This is a genomic window from Parendozoicomonas verongulae, from assembly GCF_009711465.1.
GTDB lineage: Bacteria > Pseudomonadota > Gammaproteobacteria > Pseudomonadales > Endozoicomonadaceae > Sansalvadorimonas > Sansalvadorimonas verongulae.
Genome location: NZ_SMME01000778.1, coordinates 1 through 585, shown reverse-complemented (window position 1 = coordinate 585; position 585 = coordinate 1). Strand labels below are relative to the sequence as shown.

Genomic DNA, 585 nt, shown 5'->3' with positions numbered 1-585 from the left:
TTTGAGTATCCGTTACTTCCGGGAATTAACGGAAGCTGAAGACATATTGCCCGCGCATACGATTCTTCTGGGGAAAGCGCTTAATTGGGCTGCACTTGCGGTGGAGGGCAGTGGAGGCATAAATGCATCCTGTCTTAGCCAACTGGCTCACTGCTACCGTCTCTTATCCGTCTGGCCGAAGCTTAAGCTGCAATCGTTAGGTATCGAAGAAAACAAGGAGTACGAGTTCAAACAGCAATCGGAATTACTCTTTGATCTGGCCAGTGACCTTGAACCCCACCGACAAGAACAGAAGAAAGATGAATTTTGGCGGCTAAGGGAACGACAGCTATTGGCTCATATGGCTGAGTAACACAAGGTTCTTCAGCCTCTGGAAGTGCTGATAACTCTGAGCGCCGCCAGCTTTCACAACATCGTACTCAGCACTCCCCGGGGCACTCTTAAAAAAATACGAGGGAAACCCAAAGCAATATCCGTGTTGTGCAATTAAAAGCCAGATCTTTGTTTCTTCCTGGTGATTTTGATAGGTGTATCGGGAAACTTCACTCACCTCCTACATTGCGATGTGTGCGCTTGTGTCTGGTG

1 protein-coding gene is annotated in these 585 nt (G+C 48.0%); it reads left to right on the top strand.

All coding sequences use genetic code 11. From position 1 onward, the window contains the following. The coding region (locus E1189_RS06565; protein WP_196221265.1) for a hypothetical protein at window positions 1-352 on the top strand (352 nt) is incomplete at its 5' end. Between the last annotated feature and the right edge of the window lie 233 nt (window positions 353-585).